Origin of the sequence: Streptomyces sp. NPDC056128, assembly GCF_042263835.1 — a bacterium.
In the GTDB taxonomy this organism is placed as follows: domain Bacteria; phylum Actinomycetota; class Actinomycetes; order Streptomycetales; family Streptomycetaceae; genus Streptomyces.
The window spans coordinates 270,152-285,910 of sequence record NZ_JBHJVQ010000004.1; the positions used below are offsets into that span (position 1 = coordinate 270,152).

General features: G+C 73.8%; 15 protein-coding genes and 2 riboswitches. Of the genes, 8 read left to right on the forward strand and 7 right to left on the reverse strand.

Annotated elements, in window-relative coordinates:
• Positions 1–3 precede the first annotated feature (3 nt).
• The 3 genes from ACFC1X_RS11920 to cbiE are packed head-to-tail and all read right to left on the reverse strand — an operon-like array spanning position 4 to position 2,373.
• Positions 4–378: a glyoxalase superfamily protein gene (locus ACFC1X_RS11920; protein WP_376351555.1), complete on the reverse strand. Its 375-nt coding sequence runs from the start codon at positions 376–378 to the stop codon at positions 4–6.
• Positions 368–1,117 carry a precorrin-4 C(11)-methyltransferase gene (gene cobM / locus ACFC1X_RS11925; protein ID WP_376351558.1) on the reverse strand — a complete coding sequence of 250 codons (750 nt, stop codon included), beginning with the start codon at positions 1,115–1,117 and terminating at the stop codon, positions 368–370. The genes ACFC1X_RS11920 and cobM overlap by 11 nt, the downstream gene beginning before the upstream one ends.
• Complete coding sequence (gene cbiE / locus ACFC1X_RS11930) at positions 1,114–2,373, reverse strand: precorrin-6y C5,15-methyltransferase (decarboxylating) subunit CbiE (RefSeq protein ID WP_376351560.1); 1,260 nt, start codon at positions 2,371–2,373, stop codon at positions 1,114–1,116. Before cbiE ends, cobM begins: the two co-directional genes overlap by 4 nt.
• 276 nt (positions 2,374–2,649) lie before the next feature.
• Between cbiE and ACFC1X_RS11935 the strand changes: the two genes are divergently transcribed.
• Together ACFC1X_RS11935 and ACFC1X_RS11940 are read left to right on the forward strand one after the other, a co-directional pair.
• Positions 2,650–3,222 carry a GNAT family N-acetyltransferase gene (locus ACFC1X_RS11935; RefSeq protein WP_376351563.1) on the forward strand — a complete coding sequence of 191 codons (573 nt, stop codon included), beginning with the start codon at positions 2,650–2,652 and terminating at the stop codon, positions 3,220–3,222.
• A gap of 72 nt (positions 3,223–3,294) precedes the next feature.
• On the forward strand, positions 3,295–5,943 hold the full coding sequence (locus ACFC1X_RS11940) for a SpoIIE family protein phosphatase (protein ID WP_376351566.1): 2,649 nt from the start codon (positions 3,295–3,297) through the stop codon (positions 5,941–5,943).
• 9 nt (positions 5,944–5,952) lie between these two features.
• Here the strand turns inward: ACFC1X_RS11940 and ACFC1X_RS11945 are convergent, their stop codons facing one another.
• Both ACFC1X_RS11945 and ACFC1X_RS11950 read right to left on the reverse strand, forming a co-directional pair.
• A complete protein-coding gene (locus tag ACFC1X_RS11945; RefSeq protein ID WP_376351569.1) occupies positions 5,953–6,642 on the reverse strand; it encodes a (2Fe-2S)-binding protein in 690 nt (229 codons plus the stop codon).
• Between the two features lie 24 nt (positions 6,643–6,666).
• The gene (locus ACFC1X_RS11950) at positions 6,667–7,062 is read right to left on the reverse strand and encodes a (2Fe-2S) ferredoxin domain-containing protein (RefSeq protein WP_376351572.1); all 396 of its coding nucleotides are present in this window, start codon (positions 7,060–7,062) and stop codon (positions 6,667–6,669) included.
• A gap of 62 nt (positions 7,063–7,124) precedes the next feature.
• Positions 7,125–7,249, reverse strand: a riboswitch (cobalamin riboswitch).
• 123 nt (positions 7,250–7,372) lie between these two features.
• Positions 7,373–7,552, forward strand: a riboswitch (cobalamin riboswitch).
• 37 nt (positions 7,553–7,589) lie between these two features.
• Here ACFC1X_RS11950 and ACFC1X_RS11955 point away from each other — a divergent pair.
• The 3 genes from ACFC1X_RS11955 to ACFC1X_RS11965 are packed head-to-tail and all read left to right on the forward strand — an operon-like array spanning position 7,590 to position 10,530.
• Complete coding sequence (locus ACFC1X_RS11955; RefSeq protein WP_376352157.1) at positions 7,590–8,615, forward strand: ABC transporter substrate-binding protein; 1,026 nt, start codon at positions 7,590–7,592, stop codon at positions 8,613–8,615.
• Complete coding sequence (locus ACFC1X_RS11960; protein ID WP_376351575.1) at positions 8,612–9,721, forward strand: FecCD family ABC transporter permease; 1,110 nt, start codon at positions 8,612–8,614, stop codon at positions 9,719–9,721. The genes ACFC1X_RS11955 and ACFC1X_RS11960 overlap by 4 nt, the downstream gene beginning before the upstream one ends.
• Entirely contained in the window at positions 9,718–10,530 is an 813-nt protein-coding gene (locus tag ACFC1X_RS11965; RefSeq protein ID WP_376351578.1) for an ABC transporter ATP-binding protein, read from the forward strand. Before ACFC1X_RS11960 ends, ACFC1X_RS11965 begins: the two co-directional genes overlap by 4 nt.
• A 30-nt stretch (positions 10,531–10,560) precedes the next feature.
• Here ACFC1X_RS11965 and ACFC1X_RS11970 read toward each other — a convergent pair whose 3' ends face one another.
• Positions 10,561–10,974 (reverse strand): DUF4190 domain-containing protein, encoded by a 414-nt coding sequence (locus ACFC1X_RS11970; protein WP_376351581.1) that lies wholly within the window; start codon positions 10,972–10,974, stop codon positions 10,561–10,563.
• 188 nt (positions 10,975–11,162) lie between these two features.
• Here ACFC1X_RS11970 and ACFC1X_RS11975 point away from each other — a divergent pair, with 188 nt between their 5' ends.
• From ACFC1X_RS11975 to ACFC1X_RS11985, 3 genes are all read left to right on the forward strand, one after another.
• Positions 11,163–13,178, forward strand: coding sequence for an AAA family ATPase (locus tag ACFC1X_RS11975; protein WP_376351583.1), 2,016 nt, complete (start codon positions 11,163–11,165; stop codon positions 13,176–13,178).
• A gap of 189 nt (positions 13,179–13,367) precedes the next feature.
• Positions 13,368–13,979, forward strand: coding sequence for an ECF RNA polymerase sigma factor SigK (gene sigK, locus ACFC1X_RS11980; protein WP_376351586.1), 612 nt, complete (start codon positions 13,368–13,370; stop codon positions 13,977–13,979).
• The gene (locus tag ACFC1X_RS11985; RefSeq protein WP_376351589.1) at positions 13,976–14,752 is read left to right on the forward strand and encodes an anti-sigma factor; all 777 of its coding nucleotides are present in this window, start codon (positions 13,976–13,978) and stop codon (positions 14,750–14,752) included. Before sigK ends, ACFC1X_RS11985 begins: the two co-directional genes overlap by 4 nt.
• Here ACFC1X_RS11985 and sbnA read toward each other — a convergent pair.
• Positions 14,733–15,752, reverse strand: coding sequence for a 2,3-diaminopropionate biosynthesis protein SbnA (gene sbnA, locus ACFC1X_RS11990; protein ID WP_376351592.1), 1,020 nt, complete (start codon positions 15,750–15,752; stop codon positions 14,733–14,735). The two genes, ACFC1X_RS11985 and sbnA, sit on opposite strands and share 20 nt — an antisense overlap.
• Between the last annotated feature and the right edge of the window lie 7 nt (positions 15,753–15,759).

The following is a 15,759-nucleotide window of genomic DNA, read 5'->3' on the forward strand; positions in this document are numbered from 1 at the left end:
GGACTAGCCGTCCGCGTCGCCCGTCTCGTCCCGCACCGGGCCCACCCGCAGGCGGTTGCCGTCGGGGTCCCGGAGGGCGAGTTCCCGTCCCCAGGGCTGCTCCTCGGGTGCGACGCCGAACTCGGCGGCGACCGCGTCGAGGTCGGCGACCCGCAGGTACACCAGGGTGTCCGGGCGCGCGTCGCCCTCGTGCTCCGACAGATAGAGCCGGACCCGCCCGCCGGCGACCTCGGTGAACACGGGGAATCCCGGTTCGAAGCGGTGCTCCCACTGCTGGACGAAGCCCAGCCGGGCGTACCAGCGCACCGCCGCCGCGGCGTCGCGCACCCGCAGGATCGGAATGACCTCTTCGGCCGGTGCGGCGGATTCAGCAGACATGCCGGTCCCTCTCCGTCGAGTACAGGTGGCTGTCGCGGAACTGCTCCGCGCCGAGTGTCCGCCCGACCATGATGACGGCCGTGCGCAGCACCCCCGCGTCCTTCACCTTCCCGGCGATCTCGTCGAGCGTGCCGCGGAGGACCAGCTCGTCGGGGCGGGAGGCGTAGGCGACGACGGCGGCGGGGCAGTCGGCGCCGTAGTGCGGCAGCAGTTCGTCCACCACGCGGTCCACGTACCGGGCGGCGAGGTGCAGCACGATCAGCGCGCCGCTGCGGCCGAGGGTGGCGAGGTCCTCGCCCTCGGGCATGGCGGTGGCCTGCTGGGCGACGCGGGTCAGGATGACGGTCTGCCCGACCGTCGGCACGGTCAGCTCCCGCTTCAGGGCGGCCGCCGCGGCGGCGAAGGCCGGAACGCCGGGGACCACCTCGTACGGCACCCCGGCCGCGTCCAGCCGCCGCATCTGCTCCGCGACCGCGCTGAACACGGAGGGGTCTCCGGAGTGCAGCCGGGCGACGTCGTGGCCGTCCTCGTGCGCGCGGACCAGTTCGGCCGTGATCTCGTCCAGGGTGAGTTGCGCGGTGTCCACCAGCCTCGCGTCGGTGGGGCACTCCGCGAGCAGTTCGCGCGGCACCAGGCTGCCCGCGTACAGGCAGACCCGGCAGGCGGCGAGCGTCCGGGCGCCGCGCACCGTGATCAGATCGGCGGCGCCGGGGCCGGCACCGATGAAGTACACGGTCATGTGTCTGCTCCTGCGGATGGTTCGACGGTCTTCTGCACGGCCCACTGGGTGACCGGCATCGCCTGCCGCCACCCGGTGAAGCCGCCCACGGGGACGGCGTGCGCCACGGCCAGGCGGACCAGTTCGCCGCCGTGGCGGCGGTGGGCGTCGGCCAGCAGCGCCTCGGATTCCAGCGTCACGGTGTTGGCCACCATGCGGCCGCCGTCCGGCAGCGCGTCCCAGCAGGCGGCCAGCAGTCCGGGGGCGGTGAGGCCGCCGCCGACGAACACCGCGTCCGGCCGGGGCAGCCCGGCCAGCGCGTCGGGGGCGGCACCGGTCACCACCTGGAGACCGGGGACGCCGAGCCGTTCCGCGTTGCGGGTGATGCGCTCGGCGCGGGCGGGGTCGCGTTCGACGGTGATCGCCCGGCATGCGGGGTGCGTACGCATCCACTCGACGGCGATCGAGCCGGAGCCGCCGCCGACGTCCCACAGGAGTTCGCCGGGGGCGGGGGCGAGCGCGCCGAGCGTGGCGGCACGGATGTGCCGTTTGGTGAGCTGCCCGTCGTGCTCGTAGGCCGCGTCCGGCAGGCCCGGCACCGCGCCCAGGCGCAGGGCGTCCGGGGCCCGGCGGCACTCGACGGCGACGATGTTGAGGGGGTCGCCCGGCGGGTGCGGCGGCGGCCAGTCGTCGGCGGTGGCCGGCGTCGTCGTGCGCTCCTTCGCGCCGCCGAGCTGTTCCAGCACCCGCATCCGGCTTAGGCCGAAGCCCCGGTCCCTGAGCAGGGCGGCGACCTCGTCGGGGGTGGTGGCGTCCGCGCTGAGCACGAGGAGGCGCCGGCCGTCGTGCAGGGCGGCGGCGAGGCGGGCCGCGGGCCGTCCCACGAGCGTGACGACCTCGACGTCCTCCAGGGGCCAGCCGAGGCGGGCGCAGGCGTGGGAGACGGACGAGGGGTGCGGCAGGACGCGCACGGCGCCGGGCCCGAGTTCTTCGGTGAGGGCGCGGCCGATGCCGTAGAACATGGGGTCGCCGCTGGCCAGGACGGCGATCCTGCGGCCGGCGTGCGCGGCGAGGAGGCCGGGGACCGCGGGCCGCAGCGGGGAGGGCCAGGCGACCCGTTCCCCGGTGCACTCCCGGGGCAGCAGATCGAGTTGGCGTGCGCCGCCGATCACGACGTCCGCGTCGAGCAGGGTCCCTCGCGCGGTGTCCGCGAGCCCTTCCCAGCCGTCGGCGCCGATCCCGACGACGGCCGGGGCGGGGGTCTGGGCGGTGGTCACTGCTGAGTACCTCGGGGTCCGGGAGACGCGGCAGACGCGCTCTGCCGAAGACGCACTCTACGGGGCGCCCACCTGCGCGGGGCCGCTCGGGTGCACATCACCCGTGCACATCACCCCGTTCTTATTGCACACTGTTCGCAACAGCTTGTCCTGCGCAGGAAGGGGTGGGTGCTGTCGTGCCCATGGGTGCCGGCTGGGTGCCGGCCATCGACCGGGCGGCGCGAGCGGGGGATCCTCGCGCCGCCCTCCTCCCCCTCCGCTGCCGGTGACCGCCCGATGACCTCCGGCATCCGTGTCCACCGCGGAACCGGCCTGCTCGCGCACACCGAAGCGCTGCGTTCGGTGTACGTCGACGCCTTCTGCGCGCCGCCCTGGAACGAGGACGAGGAGCGGGCGAGCGAGTTCGCGGCGCGGCTGCGGGTGGACGTGGGCCGGCCCGGGTTCACCGCGGCGACCGCCGTGCGGGACGGGGAGGTCGTCGGTTTCGCCACCGCGTGGACGACCCCGGCGTCCTTCCCCACCGACCGCTGCCACCCGCAGGCCGCCGCGGGCCTCGGCGCCGACCGCACCGCCGAGTGGCTGTGCGGCGCCCGGGAGATCGACGAACTGGCCGTCCGCCGAGCGGACCGCGGCTCCGGCCTCGCGGGCGGCCTGCTCGACGCGGTGACCGAGGACGCGCCCGGGGGACGCGCCTGGCTGCTGACGTCGGTCCGCGGCGGACGGGCCCTCGCCTTCTACCGCCGCCGGGGCTGGACCCAGGTGACCCACCCCTCCCCCGACGGCCGGGGCATCGTCGTCTTCCTCGGCCCGCGCCATCCGGCCCGGTCCGAGGCGCCGCTTCCCCTCTGAGCCTCCCGGTCACGCCTCGGTCCCGGCGCGGCCTGACTGGTCGCACCTGCGTGAGTGATGAAAACTGACGCTATGGACCGCTTGCCACGGCGGAGCATCGCCGGCCAGGTCTTTCTGCTGCAGGTCGGCACAACACTGCTGCTCATCGTCACCGCTGTGGTGTTCCTGGTGTTCCAGGCGCAGCGCGACAGCACCGACGACGCCCGCCGCACCGCCCTGGGCGTCGCGGAGTCCTTCGCCACGGCCCCGGGCACGGCGACGGCAGTCACGGGAGACGACCCCACCGCGGTGCTCCAGCCCCGTACCCAGGCGGTCGGCGAGGCCTCCGACGTCGACTACGTCGTGGTCTTCGACGACGAGGGCATCCGCCTCACCCACCCCGACCCGGCGCTGATCGGGACGCGCGTCGTCGGCCCACCGGGACTGCTGGAGGAGGTCCTCGGCGGCCGGACGGTCACCCGGTCGTTCGACACGAGCGTGGGCCCGACGGTGAACGCCGACGTCCCCGTGCGGGACGCGGACGGCCGCGTGGTGGGCGGTGTGGCCGTCGGCATCACGATCACCAACGTCAACGAGTCGGCCCACCGCCAACTGCCCGCCCTCCTTGCCGCGGGCGCCGCCTCACTCGCACTGGCCCTCGGCGCCGCGGCCCTGGTGAGCCGGCGGCTGCGGCGGCAGACCCACGGTCTCGGACCGGTCGAGATCACCCGCATGTACGAGCACCACGACGCGGTGCTGCACACCATCCGGGAGGGTGTGCTGATCGTCGACGGCGACCGCCTGGTACTCGCCAACGACGAGGCGCGGCGCCTCCTCGGTCTCCCCGAGAAGTGCGAGGGGCTCCCCCTCGGCCGCCTCGGACTGGACCCGGGGATCGTCGAGCTGCTCGCCTCGGGCGACACCCGCACGGACGAGATGCACACGGCCGGGGACCGGCTCCTGGCGGTCAGCCTGCGCCGGGTGGACCGGGACGACGTGGCCTCGGGCTCCGTGGCCACGCTGCGGGACACCACCGAGCTGTACCTCCAGCGGAGCAGGGCGGAGCGCGCCCACAAGCGGCTGGAGCTCCTCTACGACGCGAGTGCCCGGATCGGCACCACACTGGACGTGGTGCGCACCGCCGAGGAGCTGGCCGAGGCGTCGACGCCCCGCTGCGCGGACTTCGTCACCGTCGAACTGCTGGACGCGGTGCGGCGCGGCGAGGAGCCCGCCCCGGGCGACCTGGTCATGCACCGCGTGGCCCGGCACGGCGTCCGCGACGACGTTCCGCTGATCCCGGTCGGCGAGGCGGTCGTCATTCGGCCCGGTACGCCCGCCACGACGGGCCTCGACACCGGTCACGCGGTGCTCATCGCCGACCTGCGCGCGGAGACCTGCTGGCAGCACCAGGATCCCGTCCGCGCCCCCAGGGTCCTCGAATACGGCATCCACTCACTGATCTCGGTTCCCCTGAGCGCCCGGGGCGTCGCGCTCGGCGTGGCCAACTTCTGGCGCGGTGCGGGCTCCGAGCCGTTCACGCGGGAGGACCTGTCCATCACCGAGGAACTGGCGTCGCGGGCCGCGGTCGCCATCGACAACGCGAGGCGCTTCCACCGCGAGCACACCGTCGCGGTGGCTCTGCAGCGCAGCCTGCTGCCGCACGGGCTGCCGGTGCAGAACGCCCTCGACATCGCCTACCGCTACCTGCCGGCGCAGGCGGGCGTGGGCGGCGACTGGTTCGACGTGATCCCGCTGTCCGGCGCGCGGGTCGCCCTCGTGGTGGGCGACGTGGCCGGTCACGGTCTGCACGCCGCGGCCACCATGGGCCGGCTGCGGACCGCCGTGCAGAATTTCGCCGGTCTCGACATGGCTCCCGACGAACTCCTCGGCCACCTCGACGAACTGGTGGCCGGCCTCGACCGGGACCGCACCGGGACGAGCAGCGGTTCGGACATCGTCGGTGCCACCTGTCTCTACGCCGTGTACGACCCGGTCTCCGGTGACTGCACCATGGCCCGCGCCGGGCACCCGCCGCCGGCCGTCGTCCGCCCGGACGGCAGCGTGGACTTCCCCGAGCTGCCGCCCGGCCCTCCGCTGGGCCTCGGTGGCCTGCCCTTCACGCCGGCCGAGTTCCGGCTCCCCGAGGGCAGTCGGCTCGTCCTGTTCACCAACGGGCTGGTGACGGACCGGGGCCGGGACATCGAGGCGGGCCTCGACCTGCTCCGCAGCCGACTCGCCGACGCGGACCGGACACCGGACGAGACCTGTGCCGCGCTGCTGGACGCGCTGCTCCCCGACCGCCCCGATGACGACATCGTCCTCCTCGTGGCCCGGACCCGGGCCTTCCCCGCCGACCGGGTCGCCGAGTGGCACGTGCCGCGCGACCCGGCGGCCGTCGCCGGCGTCCGGGCCGACGCGACGCGCCAACTCAGCGAGTGGGGCCTGGAGGAGACGGCGTTCACCACCGAGCTGATCCTCAGCGAGCTGGTCACCAACGCCATCCGGCACGCGGCGGAACCGGTGCGCGTCCGGCTGCTGCTCGACCGCAGCCTGATCTGCGAGGTCTCCGACGGCAGCAGCACGGCACCCCACCTGCGCATGGCCGCCACCACCGACGAGGGAGGCCGCGGCCTGTTCCTCGTCGCCCAGTGCGCCCAGCGCTGGGGCACCCGGTACCACGCGCAGGGCAAGGTCATCTGGACCGAACAGTTGCTGAACGCCCTCGGCCCCGACGGCCGGTGACCGCCCCCGCTACCCCGCCAGACAGCAGTCGCCGCACTTCGAGCCGTTCGGCGCGCGGTAGTAGAGGCAGCAACTGCGGCGCCGGAACGTGAGATCCGGTCCGGTGATCTCTCCGGTGCCCACGAGCCGTCCGGTGTTCAGCAGCTCGGTGGTGAGGCCGGTGAGCGGCTCACGCAGCGCGGGGTGGGCCGCCAGCAGGGCGCGGGCTGCCTCGACGAGCGCCGAGGCCGCGTTGCCGTCCAGCAGTCGTGGCGCGACCTTCACGCGGAGCCCTTGGGCCAGCGCCTCCAGGTGGGCCGTCACCTGCTCGTACAGCGCGCGGGCGGGAGACGGACGTGCCCCGCCGCCGCGCAGACCGGCGGGGTACGGCATGCGCAGGGCCGGGCCGTCGTCGGCCCGCTCCAGCCGGCTCAGGTCCAGGACGATGCCGTGCAGGAGTACGCAGGCCAGGGCGGGCGACCAGAGGCGTGCCGCGTGGCCGAGGTGGGCGATGGACACGCCGATCCGCGGTTCGGGCGCGCGGTGGCGGTCCGCGACGGCCTCGGCGAGGTCGGTGAATCCCCGCGCGTAGGAGAGGTGGAGCGGATGCCAGCCCGCGTCCTCGCCGCCGACGCGCAGGACGAAGAAGCCGCCGAGGGCGGCCACGTCGTGCAGGGCGGCGGTGACGTCGGCGGGCGGCGCCTGAACGTTTCCGGACACCGGTTGCTCCTCGTGAGCGCTGAGTCAGGAGGCCGTACCGCGTCGCGGGGGCGTGATGGCGTACAGGTCGAGGATGTCCGGCCGCGGTGCGACGCCGGGGCCGCCGGCGCTGACCCAGTCGGCGATGTCCTCGGTGGCGTCCGGGTCGTTGACCAGTCCCAGCCAGACGGGGCGGGCACCGGCGGCGCGGCCCGCCGCGGAGGGCTGGACGACGATCACGTTGGCCTGTTCGCACACGTCGAGGCAGTCCGACACCCGCACGGGCACCCGGGCCCGCAGACGCGCCGTCTGCGCCGCGTGGTCGACGCCGATGATCTTCGGGGTGCCGCAGCAGCAGTCCCGGCAGACGACGACGCGTGAGGGCGTCGGGTCCGCGGGTACGCCGGGCGTCGCTTCGGCCGGGCCGGCTTGGGCGGGCATACGGCATCGTCCCTCTCCCCGGGGAGATCCGCCCCGGTGGTCCGTCGAGGAGGCGACCGCGTGAGTCTCCTGGCTCTCGGGTCGTCGCTCGCCCCACCCCTTCCCACCCGGTGCGGGCAGTGGTCGTGTGGGGGCTCGCTCGCCGATCACAGTGGCGGGACCGCGCCGGAATCGCACCGGCTTCCTCGGGCCGCCGTCGCCCAATTGCTCCGGGCATCCTCGCATCCCGTCGCCGGAGCTGTCAGCGGGCCCCGCCCCGTGGACGGGCACCGCGTGCCCGCTGAACACCCGCGCTTTGCGCCCGGCTCAAAGGAACGTAATATCGCCAGGTCATAGCCGCGACGGGAGACAGGAAGCCGGTGCGAATCCGGCACGGTCCCGCCACTGTGACCGGGCATCACGCCCTCGACCTGCCCCGCGCCCACCGGGCGGGCAGCCGGGGGCCGTCGGCCCGGGAGTCAGGACACTGGCCTGTCGCGGGCCCGATCCGAGGAGCGCGGACTCCCCAGGAGGCTTACGTGTCAGCCCTGTTCTCCCCTGCCCGACGCCGCCGGAGCCTGCGCGGCACGGCCGCGGCGCTCGCCCTGTCGGCGGCCCTGGCGACCGCCGGGTGCGGCTCGTCCGACGGGGCCGGTGACGCCGGCAAGGACGATTCGGCATCGGCGTCGTCCCTCGCCGGTTTCCCCGTCACCATCGACAACTGCGGTGTGAAGACGACCTACGAGAAGCCGCCGTCCCGCGTGGTCACCATCCATCAGCACCCCGCGGAGCTGATGCTCGCGCTCGGTCTGAAGGACCGCATGGTCGGCACCGCCTTCCCCGACTCGGCCGTCCTGCCGGAGCTGAAGAAGGACTACGAGGCGATTCCCGAACTCGCCGAGCGGGAACCGTCGTTCGAGAAGATCCTCGACGCCGAGCCCGACCTCGTCTACGGCGGCTATGGCAGCGCCTTCGCCGAGAACGAGGGCCGCTCCCGCAAGGCGTTCGCCGACGCGGGCATCGACACTTACCTCAACCGCGAATACTGCGGCAAGAGGCGGGTGACGATGGAGGACACCTACGCCGAGATCCGTACCGTCGCGAGCGTCTTCGGCGTCCCCGACCGCGCCGACAAGCTGATCGCCGACCTGAAGAGCCGCGTGGCCAAGGCGTCCGCCGCCGTGAAGGGCGAACCGGAGGTGCCGGTCTTCGTCTACGACAGCGGCGACAAGAGCGCCTTCACCGCGGGCGGCAAGGGCCTGGGCACCGACCTGATCCGGCTGGCCGGCGGCAAGAACGTCTTCGGCGACCTCGACGAGGTGTTCGGCGACGTCTCCTGGGAACAGGTCGTCGAGCGCAGGCCCGAGGTCATCGCGATCTACGACTACGCCGGAGCCGGCAGCGTCGAGCAGAAGAAGAAGTTCCTGCTCTCCCAGCCGGCCCTCGCCGACGTCCCCGCCGTCAAGAACAAGCGGTTCGTCGTCCTGCCGCTGACCGCGACCTTGGTCGGCATCCGGTCGGCGTACGCCGTCGGTGACCTCGCCCGCGGACTGCACCCCGAGAGCTTCCGGTGACGGGCACCGCCACCAAGGCGGTAGCAGAACAGGATCCGTCGGCCGCCCGGTCGCGCCGGGCGGGGCGTACGACGATGGCGGGGACGTCGCTCGCGCTGGCGGCCCTGCTGGTGGCCTCCGTGACGGCCGGGCTGGCCATCGGCTCGGTCCAGGTGCCGCCCGGCCAGGTCTGGGGGATCGTGACGCACGCCCTGGGCGCCGACTTCACCCAACCGGACTGGTCCCGCGCGCGGGAGACCATCGTCCTCGACGTACGGGCGCCGCGCGTCCTGCTGGGAGCGGTGACCGGAGCGGGTCTCGCGGTGGTCGGCACCGCCCTCCAGGCGCTGGTCCGCAACCCGCTCGCCGAGCCGTACCTGCTCGGCGTCTCCTCCGGCGCCTCCCTCGGCGCGGTCTCGGTCATCGTCTTCGGCGTCGGCTTCCTCGGTCCCCTGTCGCTGTCCGCCGCCGCGTTCGCCGGCGCCCTCGGCGCGCTGGCGATCGTGTACGCCACCGCCCGCACCGGCGGGCGCATCACCTCGACGCGCCTGGTCCTGTCCGGGGTGGCGATCGCGGCGGTGCTCACGGCCGTCCTCGACCTGCTGCTGCTCACCACCGACCGCGGCAACGAGGCCCGGGCGGTGCTCGCCTGGACCCTCGGCGGTCTCGGCGGCGTCAACTGGGAGACCCTGTGGCTGCCGGGACTGGCGGTGCTGCTGGGCATCGGCGTGCTCCTGGTGCAGGCCCGCAACCTCAACCTGCTGCTGGCCGGTGAGGAGGCGGCGACGACGATGGGCCTGGACGTGGCCCGCTTCCGGGCCCGCATGTTCGTGCTGCTGTCCCTGGTCACCGGCGTACTCGTCGCGGCGTCCGGCCCGATCGGCTTCGTCGGCCTGATCCTCCCGCACGTGGTACGGCTGTTCGTCGGCGGCGACCACCGCAGGGTGCTGCCCACGGCCGCGCTCGCCGGAGCGGTCTTCCTGATCTGGGCCGACATCGCCGCACGCACCGTCGCCGCGCCCCAGGAGATCCCGGTCGGCGTGCTCACCGCGCTGTGCGGCGGGCCGTTCTTCCTGTGGCTGATGCGCCGGGACGCCCGGCGCGGTACCGACCGAGGAGGGGCATGAGCGCCGCGACCGACCTGTCCGTCCAGGGCGTCACCCTCACCGCCGGAGCACGCCACCTGGTGCGCGACGTCTCGCTGACCGCCTCGGCGGGCGAGGTGATCGGCCTGGTCGGCCCCAACGGCAGCGGCAAGTCCAGCCTGCTCAGGGCCGTCTACCGCGTCCTGCGCCCGGACACCGGCACGGTCCGCGTCGACGGCGCCGACACCTGGTCGATGCCCGCGCGGCAACTCGCCCGCACGGTGGCGGCCGTGGTGCAGGACTCGGCCGCGGACTTCGACCTCGCCGTCCGGGAGGTCGTGGCCATGGGCCGCACGCCGCACAAGCGGATGCTGGCCGGGGACACGGCCGAGGACGCCGCCATCATCGACGACGCCCTCGCCGCGGTGGACGCCGACCGGCTGGCCGACCGTCCCTTCGACCGGCTCTCCGGCGGCGAGCGCCAGCGGGTCCTCATCGCCCGCGCCCTCGCCCAGCGGCCGGCCCTGCTGGTCCTCGACGAGCCGACCAACCACCTCGACATCCGCCATCAGCTGGACGTCCTCGGCGTGCTGCGCCGGCTGCCGGCGACCGTGCTGCTCGCCCTGCACGACCTCAACCTCGCCGCGTACTACTGCGACCGCCTCCACGTCCTGCGCGAGGGGGAGGTCGTGGCCTCGGGCCCGCCGGCCGAGGTGCTCTCGCCGTCGCTGCTCGTCGAGGTGTACGGGGTCGTGGGAGAGGTGAGCGTGCATCCGCGTACGGGCGCGCCCCAGGTGACGTTCCTTCCCGGCGAGCGTCCGAGCGACCTCCTGACGGAGCGGCCGGGCTGACGCGGCGGGCCTCGTCGCCGGCGGGCCGCGTCAGTTGTTCACGTCCTGCTCGAAGTCGTCGGCGCAGGCGTCCCGTTCGCTCTGCGAATCGGCGTGCTGGACGCAGTCGTCGAAGTCCTTGAACTCGTCCGAGTTGAGGATCGACGCGCCGATCGCGATGATCACCACGGAGGCGATCAGACCGAGCACGCCGAGTACGGCGCCGACGATGGACATCCCGCGGCGCGGCGCCCGTCCGCCGCGTGCCCTGCGCGCGCCGATGATGCCGAAGATCAGGGCCAGCAGACCGAGCAGGGCCCCGCCGATGACGGTCCAGAAGAGCAGGACGGCCAGGATGCCGAGGACGAGGGCGGCGACCGCCATGCCGTTGGAGCGCCTCATGTCGGCGTCGTGGTGCGTCTGGTGGGCGTCGCCGGAAGATGCGGGGTGTTCGGGAAACGACACGTCGTCACTCTCATCTCTGTTTCCGTCCGGTTGAGTTGCCGTACGTGGCGGATGCCCCGATGTCGATGACGGATGCCTTCGAGGCCGGTTTCGATCGTCCCCCGGTCGGGTGACACGGCCGCGTGCGGCGGGTCGCTCCGTGGCCGAAGGTCTCCCCCGAACGCGGACCGGCACGCCAGACTGGGTACGTGCTGAGCAACCTCCCTGAGATACCGACCGGTTTCGTCGGCCGCGCGAACGAACTGGACCGCCTGGACGAGGCGCTGCGCGAGCCGCGCCTGGTGACCCTCACGGGGGTGGGCGGGGTCGGCAAGAGCCGGCTCGCCCTCCAGGCCGCGGACCGGGTGCACGACGCGGGCGGCCGGGCGGTCGCGTGGGCCGATCTCTGGCCGCTGCCCGACGACCGGCTGCTCACCGCCACGGTCGCGGACGCGCTCGACTTCTCCGACCACACGGCGATCGACCCGGTCGACGCGCTGGGCAGATGGCTGGCCGACCAGGAACGCCTGCTCGTCCTGGACTCCTGTGAGCACGTCACGAGCGGCTGCCGCGACCTGGTCGACCGGCTGCTGCGGGCCAGTCCGGGGCTGACGGTGCTGGCGACCAGCCGGGAGCCGCTCGGTCTGGCCGGTGAACGGGTCATAGAGGTCGACCCGCTCCCCGCGGAGACGGACGCGGTGCGACTTCTGTGCGACCGGGCCGCCGCGCTCGGCGTCGCCCTGGACGGAACCACGGATCTGCTCGCCGCCGGCCGCCTGTGCCGGTGGCTGCAGGGCGTCCCGCTCGCGGTCGAACTGGTGGCGGGCCAGCTGGCCGACCAGAACATCGAGGCGGTCGAGGAGGCGCTGCTCTCCCGCCTGGACATCGCCGCGGACCGGAGCGCCGGACCGCCGCGTCACCGCGCGGTGCGCACCACCGTGGGCTGGAGCCACGAGCTGTGCACCCCGACGGAGCGCCTGCTGTGGGCGCGGCTGTCGGTGTTCCGCGGTCCGGTCGACGCCGGCACCGTGCACGCCGTGTGCGGCGGCGGCCCGCTCACCCCGCCGCAGCTGGCGTCGGCGCTCCAGGGCCTGGAGCGCAGGTCGGTCCTGACCGTGCGGGGCGGCCGCCACCGCATGCTCGACACCGTCCGTGAGTACGGGCGGATGTGGCTCGACGAACTGGGGGAGACGCGGGAGGTGTCCGAGCGGCACGCCGGGTTCTTCCTGGAGCAGGCGCGCCTCGCCGACGCGGGCTGGCTGGGCCCGGACCAGACCCGGTGGTACCGGTGGATAGAGGAAGCACACGCCGATCTGTGCGCCGCGCTCGACCACTACCTCACCACGCGCTCCTGCGCGGCGGTCGAGCTGACCGGCCTGCTCGGGTTCTTCTGGAGCTGCTGCGGCCACCTCCCGGAGGCCGCCGACTATCTGGAGGACGCCCTCGCCCTTCCCGGGGCGCCCGGCCCGGCGCGGGTCCGGGCGCTGTGGGCGCTCGGCGTCGCCCAGGTCCTGCGCGGGGAGATCCAGGTCGCCGGCGACCTGGCGGAAGCCTGCGGGCGGGAGGCCGAGCAGGAAGGGGACGCGGACGGCCGGCTGCGGTCGGCGTACCTGGTGGGTCTCATCCATCTGCTCACGGGTCGTCCCATGGCCGCCGGGCACACGGCCGACCTGACGCTGGCGCGGTCGGCGGGTGCCCCGACCCCGGGCGCGATGATGTGCCGCCTCGTCCGGGTCTTCGCCCTCACCGGCCAGGGCTTCCTGGACCGGGCGCGGGAGGAGGCCGAGTCCCTGCGCGCGGACTGCGTCGCGCTCGGGGAGTGGTGGACCCGCGCCTACACCGACTACCAGCTGGCCCTCATCTCGCTCTTCCAGGACCGTGCGCCGCAGGCGGTCACGTACGCCCGTTCGATGCTGGACGGCAAGCGCCGCATCGGTGACGGTTTCGGGCTGGCGCTGGGCCTGGACGTGCTGGCGGCGGCGCTCGCGGCCGAGGGCTCCGCCGAGCCCGCGGCGCAGGCCTACGCCGTCGGCGAGACCCTGTGGAGTTCGGTCGGGCACCCCCAGCGCGGCACGCCGGAGCTGGGCCCGGTGCGCGTCCACTACGAGAGCACCGTCCGCTCGGCGCTCGGCGACGAGGGGTACGAGACCGTGGTGCTGCGCAGCATGGGCCGCGAACCGCAGGAGGTGCTGGCCGAACTGCTGGGGCCGTCCTTCCGGGAGTGACCGCGGCCGGTCCGTGCGGTTGATCGGCATCTAAGGGGGCGTCGGCTACGAACCATGGGTGAGGGCCGTGCGGCCCCCCACGCCCCCCGTCGTCCGGCAAGGAGGTGAACGCGTCAGGCGGACGGCTCCCGACCGCGTGCGCTCCCCGCTGGGATGCCCCAGTGTCGAGCAGAGCACGGAGGAGCGGGCATGGACGACGGAGCCGAAACGGGCGCGGAGAGCGACGGCCGGCCGGGCACGAGACGGTCATCCGGCGAGAGCCGGGTGGACGAGTTGCTCACCCGTGCCGCCGCCGGCGACGAACAGGCGTTCGCCGGGGTCTACGACGCCCTGGCGCCGCCGGTGATGGGACTGGTTTTCCGGGTGCTGAGAGACGAGGCGCAGGCGGAGGAGGTGACCCAGGACGTGATGGTGGAGGTGTGGCGTACCGCCGACCGATTCCGCCCGGAGCGGGGAGCCGCCCGGAACTGGGTGCTGACCCTCGCGCACCGGCGGGCCGTGGACCGGGTGCGGTCCGTGGTCTCCGGCCGGGCCCGTGAGCTGCGCAGCGGCGCCGCGGACCTGGACCGGCCCTTCGACGCCGTCGCCGAGGAGGTCGAGGAGCGGGAGGAGCACCGCACGGTCTTCCGCTGCCTGGCGAAGCTGTCCCGGGAACTGCGGCTGCCCCTGGTGCTGGCCTACTACGAGGGGCTGACCTACGCGGAGGTGGCCGATTCGCTCGCCACCCCGGCGGGCACCATCAAGTCACGGATGCGTCAGGGGCTGCGGCGCCTGCGCGAGTGTGTGGAGACGGGATCATGACTGTGGGCGGCGGCGACCCGCATCTCGACGTCGGTGCCTACACGCTGCACGCTCTGCCTGCCGACGAGGAGGCCGCCTTCGAGAACCACCTGGCGAGCTGCGCGGCCTGCCGCGAGGAGGCCGTCGAACTGGCGGCGACGGCGGCACTGCTGGCCGCGGCGGAGCTCCGGGTGCCCTCCCCGGAAGTGCGGCGGCGGGTGCTCGCGCAGATCGGGACCGTAGGCCAGGAGCGCCGCGTCGCCCCCGACCGTGACCTGGCCGGGGCCGCGGCTCTGGCGGCGCGGCGTCGACGCAGGGGCCAACGTGCGCTGGGGTTCGCCCTCGCGGCGTCCGTCGCGGCGGCCGCGACCCTCGGGGGAATCGCCTGGTGGCAGCACTCGGAAGCGGACACGGCACGGGAACAGATCCACGAGGCCCAGGCCGGCGCCGAGGCGCTCGCCAGTGTGCTGGCCGCTCCCGACGCCACCATCAGCACCACGACACTGTCGGACGGCGCGGCAGCGAGCGTGGTGACCTCGCGCACCGAGGGCGAGGCCGCGTTCATCGCGGCCGGCCTCCCGCCGCTCAGCGGTGACCAGGTCTACGAACTCTGGTACGGCAAGGGGGAGGAGCACTGGCCCGCCGGTCTGCTGCCCGGCACGGGCGGGGACTTGGCCCACGTGATGGAGGCGCCGCTCCGCGGGGCGACCACGGTCGGTATCACGGTGGAACCCGCCGGCGGCTCGCCCCAGCCCACCACCAAGCCTCTCGGCGTCATCTCCCTCCCCGCGTGACCCGCGTGACCCGCGTGACCCGCGAGGACTGCTGCTCCGCGTCGAGGGCGTCGAGGGCGTCGTCGCCGTAGAGGGCCTGTACCCAGTTGCTCTGGTAGACGGTGTCGAGGTAGCGCTCACCGAGGTCCGGTGCGATGGCCACAGTGGTGAGGCCGGGCGTCCCGTGCCGGGCGAGCCAGCTCGCCGCACCGCTGACCACGGTGCCGGTGGAACCGCCGAAGAGGAAACCGCGCCGCGCCAGACTCCGGCAGGTGCGGATGGTGTCCACCTCGTCGACGCGCACCGCCTCGTCCACGTACGCCTCGTCGAGGAGCGGCGGCCGGGTGCTCATGCCCAGGCCCGGGATCATCCGGCGGCCCGGCGGGTCGCCGAAGATGGCGGAGCCGACACTGTCCACGGCGACGATCCGCACCGGCCGGTGCCAGGAGCGGAACCAGCGGGCGCATCCCATGAGGGTGCCGGTGGTCCCGACGCCGATGAAGAGCACGTCCAGTCGCGGGAAGCGGCGGGCGATGGCGGGAGCGGTCCGGAAGTAGTGGGCCTTCCAGTTGTCGGCGTTGGTGTACTGACTCAGCCACACATAGCGGTCGTCCGTGGCGCACAGGGCGCGTACATGGGCCAGCCGCGCGCCCAGCAGGCCGCCGGTGGCGTGCTCGTCGGAGACGACGTGCACCTGGCTGCCGAGGGCTTCCATCATCAGCCGGGTGGTCAGGTTGCAGCGGGAGTCCGTCACGCAGACGAACCGGTATCCCTTGCTCGCCGCGATCATGCTCAGCGCGACGCCGAGGTTGCCGGAGGAGGATTCCACCAGGATGGAGTCGGGGGAGAGGATTCCGCTCCGTTCGGCGGACTCCACCATCTCGTTCGCGGCCTTCAGCTTGATCGAACCGGCGAAATTGAAGCCTTCGCACTTGAGGAAGAGCCGGTGCCCGAGCATCGGGGCGAGGTCGACGTAGAGGTCTTCCTCGTTGAAGGACTGGGGGGTGGTGATGACTGGCACGATGCTC

Coding starts and splice junctions, on each gene's coding strand:
- ACFC1X_RS11920 (WP_376351555.1), bottom strand. CDS start 378: ATGTCTGCTGAATCCGCCGCACCGGCCGAAGAGGTCATTCCGATCCTG.
- cobM (WP_376351558.1), bottom strand. CDS start 1,117: ATGACCGTGTACTTCATCGGTGCCGGCCCCGGCGCCGCCGATCTGATC.
- ACFC1X_RS11935 (WP_376351563.1), top strand. CDS start 2,650: ATGACCTCCGGCATCCGTGTCCACCGCGGAACCGGCCTGCTCGCGCAC.
- ACFC1X_RS11940 (WP_376351566.1), top strand. CDS start 3,295: ATGGACCGCTTGCCACGGCGGAGCATCGCCGGCCAGGTCTTTCTGCTG.
- ACFC1X_RS11950 (WP_376351572.1), bottom strand. CDS start 7,062: ATGCCCGCCCAAGCCGGCCCGGCCGAAGCGACGCCCGGCGTACCCGCG.
- ACFC1X_RS11965 (WP_376351578.1), top strand. CDS start 9,718: ATGAGCGCCGCGACCGACCTGTCCGTCCAGGGCGTCACCCTCACCGCC.
- sigK (WP_376351586.1), top strand. CDS start 13,368: ATGGACGACGGAGCCGAAACGGGCGCGGAGAGCGACGGCCGGCCGGGC.
- ACFC1X_RS11985 (WP_376351589.1), top strand. CDS start 13,976: ATGACTGTGGGCGGCGGCGACCCGCATCTCGACGTCGGTGCCTACACG.